We start from the raw sequence: 3480 nt of genomic DNA, 5'->3' as shown, positions 1-3480 counted from the left end.
CGGCCGGTAGACTGGGAGCCCCAGGAGTGCTCAGACCGCCGAGCAGGACCCCTGCGGCCCCGGTGACACCGTCGCCCGAGCCGCGCAGCGCCGCCCGGCGCGCCCCACGGGTCGAGAGTGCGGACCGGCTCCCGCCACCGGGCGGGCCGCCACGCTCCCTCAGCCGGATCGGTCCACCTATGACTCCCCCCACGCCCGACGCCGCCGCGTCCGCCCCCACCTTCGCCGAGCTCGGCCTGCCGGCCGAGCTCCTCGCCGCGGTCGAGTCGGCGGGCTTCACCCGCCCGACGCCGATCCAGGCCGCGGCCATCCCCCCGCTGCTCGACGGGCGGGACATCACCGGCGTCGCGCAGACGGGCACCGGCAAGACGGCGGCGTTCGCGCTGCCCATCCTGCAGCGGCTCGACCACAAGCAGAAGCGCCCGCAGGCTCTCGTGCTCGCGCCGACGCGCGAACTGGCCTTGCAGGTGTGCGAGGCGTTCGAGCAGTACGCCGCCCACCTCAAGGGCGTCCGGGTGCTGCCGGTCTACGGCGGCCAGGGCTACGGCGTCCAGCTCAGCGCGCTCGCCCGCGGCGTCCACGTGGTCGTCGGCACGCCCGGCCGCATCATCGACCACCTCGAGCGCGGCACCCTCGATCTGTCCGAGCTGAAGTACCTCGTGCTCGACGAGGCTGACGAGATGCTCACCATGGGCTTCGCCGAAGACGTCGAGCAGATCCTCGCCCAGACCCCCGCCGAGAAGCAGGTGGCTCTGTTCTCGGCGACCATGCCGCGGCAGATCCGCGAGCTCGCCGAGAAGTACCTCGCCGAGCCGCTGGAGGTGCAGGTCAAGGGGAGCACCGCCACCGCCCCGAACGTGACCCACCGCTACCTCATCGTCGGCTACCCGCAGAAGGTGGACGCCCTCACGCGCATCCTCGAGGTGGAGAACTTCGACGGCATGATCGTGTTCGTCCGCACCAAGACCGAGACCGAAACGGTCGCGGAGAAGCTGCGCGCCCGCGGCATCTCGGCCATGGCCATCAACGGCGACCTCGCCCAGGCCCAGCGCGAGCGCACCATCAACCAGCTCAAGACGGGCAAGCTCGACGTGCTCGTCGCCACCGACGTGGCCGCCCGCGGCCTCGACGTCGACCGGATCAGCCACGTCGTCAACTTCGACATCCCCACCGACACCGAGTCGTACGTGCACCGCATCGGCCGCACGGGCCGCGCCGGCCGCAGCGGCGACGCGATCTCGTTCGTGACGCCGCGCGAGCGCCACCTGCTGCGCGCCATCGAGCGCGCCACCGGCCAGGAACTCACCGCCATGGCCATGCCGAGCGCAGACGACATCAACGCCACCCGGTTGACGCGCTTCGACGATGCGATCACGGCCGCGCTGGGGGCGTCCGAACGCATCGACTTCTTCCGCGATGTGGTGACCCACTACGTCAACGAGTACGACGTGCCGGAGGGCGACGTGGCCGCCGCGCTCGCGCTCGTGCTGCAGGGCGACGAGCCGATGCTGCTCGATTCCGAGCCGGAGCCGCGCGTCCAGACGTTCGACGAGCGGCCCGGACGCCGCGGGCGCGAGCGGTCGGGGGGCGGGTCGAGCGAGTCGCAGATCCCGCGCCGCGAGGGCGACCCGAAGTTCGCGACCTACCGCATCGCCGTGGGCCGGCGGCACCGGGTGGCACCCCGGATGATCGTGGGCGCGCTGGCGAACGAGGGCGGCCTCGGCCGCGGCGACTTCGGGCGCATCGACATCCGCGCCGACCACTCGCTGGTGGAACTGCCGCCCCACCTGCCCGCCGAGACGTGGGAGAAGCTCGGCCGGACGCGTGTCTCGGGCAAGCTCATCGACCTGCAGCTCGACGACGGGCGCCCCGAGCGGTTCCGCGCCGGCAAGCCGAAGCGCGAGGCGTTCGGCGACCGGCGCGACAAGCGGGACAAGGGCGGGCGGCGCGACCGCTACTGACCGCGCGGGCCGACCAAGAAGTCGACCATGAGGTGCTGGGCGGCCTCCACCATGTGACTGCCGTTGGCGGTCGCGCAGCCGGCCGCCTCGGCGGCGGCGAGGAACGGGGTCAGGCCGTGCCCGGAGATGACGTCGCCGCAGAACATCGCGTCGGTGAGCTGCCCGGGATCGACGGGCAGCGGATCGCCCTCGTTCATGCCGAGCGGAGTGGCGTTGAGCACGAGGTCGAACCCGGTGGGGTCGTTGGGGCCGGCGCTCGCGCGTCCGGCGGCGAGATCGGCGATGCCCGCGAGGAACGAACCGACGCGATCGGCGTCCGTGTCGTGGATGACGAGCCGGCCGACGCCCGCCTGGAGCAGGGCGATCGCGATGGCGCTGCCGGCCCCACCCGCTCCGATGAGCAGCGCCCGGGCACCGGCGACGGTGGCGCCGTGTTCGACCTGGGCCTTGACGAAGGCGATGCCGTCGAGCATGTCGCCGTGCCACGTGCCGTCGGCGTTGCGGCGGATGATGCTGACGACGCCGAGCCGGCGCGCGGCGTCCGAGGCGGTGGCGCAGTGGGCGAAGGCGGTGCCCTTGTGGGGCATCGTGACGAGGAGGCCGTCGACGTTGCGGCTGGCCGTCAGGCCGGCCATGACGGTGTCGAGGTCGGCGGCGGTCACCTCGATCGGCACACAGAGGGCGTCGTGGCCGCGTTCGGTGAGCGTGGTGGTGAGGCGCCGGGGCGACTCCACCCAGCGGACCGGGTCGCCGATGATCGGGAACAGCCGCGAGGCACCGTTGACGTTCGTGCGGGTCATGATGTCCTTTCGACGGGGCCCAGCCTCCCACACCGGCCGGCTGCTACGGTCACCCGGGTGAAGCCGGTCCTGATCGTGTGTGCCCACGGCACCGACGACCCCGAAGGCCGGGCCACCACGCTCGCGATCGCGGCGGCCGCGCGGGACGCCCTGGGCGGGGTCGAGGTGCGGGATGCCTACGTCGACGTGCAGCAGCCCTACGTCGGCGATGTCGCCGATGCAGTCGTGGCCGCCGGTGGATCGGGCGTGATCGTGCCGGTGCTGCTGTCGCCGGGCTACCACCTGGAGGTCGATGTCGACGGCGCCGTGGCGCGGCATCCGGGGCGGATCGCGTCGGCGGGCCCGCTGGGCCCGCACGCCGGGCTCGCCGACGCCTTGGTGGCTCGGGTGATCGAAGCAGGAGCAGGGGAGCATCTTCCGTTGGTCGTCGGGGTGGCCGGGTCGTCCCGGGCGTCGGGCCGCGCCGGGGTGCCGGCGGTGGTCGCCGAGGTGCAACAGCGCTGGCGAGGACCCGTGTTGGTGGGCTTCCTGGCAGCGGCCGAACCACGGGTGAGCGACGCCGTGGATGCCGCGCGGAGGGCGTCCGGCTCGCCGGTGGCCGTCGCGTCCTACCTCGTGGGGCGCGGGTTCTTCCAGCGAAGGCTCGAGGCGTCGGGGGGAGACGTGGTGGCCCAGCCGCTGGGAGCGCACCCACGCCTGGTCGACGTGGTCGTCGAGCG

At 73.2% G+C, this 3480-nt stretch carries 3 protein-coding genes; 2 read left to right on the top strand and 1 reads right to left on the bottom strand.

Features of this window, described 5'->3' with window-relative positions; genetic code table 11:
* The first annotated feature begins 179 nt into the window (after positions 1–179).
* Complete coding sequence (locus Q1K57_RS04530; RefSeq protein ID WP_300079450.1) at positions 180–1961, top strand: DEAD/DEAH box helicase; 1782 nt, start codon at positions 180–182, stop codon at positions 1959–1961.
* Here Q1K57_RS04530 and Q1K57_RS04525 read toward each other — a convergent pair.
* The gene (locus tag Q1K57_RS04525) at positions 1955–2761 is read right to left on the bottom strand and encodes a shikimate dehydrogenase (RefSeq protein WP_300079448.1); all 807 of its coding nucleotides are present in this window, start codon (positions 2759–2761) and stop codon (positions 1955–1957) included. The two genes, Q1K57_RS04530 and Q1K57_RS04525, sit on opposite strands and share 7 nt — an antisense overlap.
* 57 nt (positions 2762–2818) lie before the next feature.
* Between Q1K57_RS04525 and Q1K57_RS04520 the strand changes: the two genes are divergently transcribed.
* On the top strand, positions 2819–3480 hold a 662-nt coding region (locus Q1K57_RS04520), incomplete at its 3' end, for a CbiX/SirB N-terminal domain-containing protein (RefSeq protein WP_300079446.1).

It is taken from the genome of Propioniciclava sp. (assembly GCF_029977985.1).
Taxonomy (GTDB): Bacteria; Actinomycetota; Actinomycetes; order Propionibacteriales; family Propionibacteriaceae; genus Propioniciclava.
Note: the sequence above shows the minus strand (reverse complement) of the source record. Positions and strands in the feature narration are given on the sequence as shown.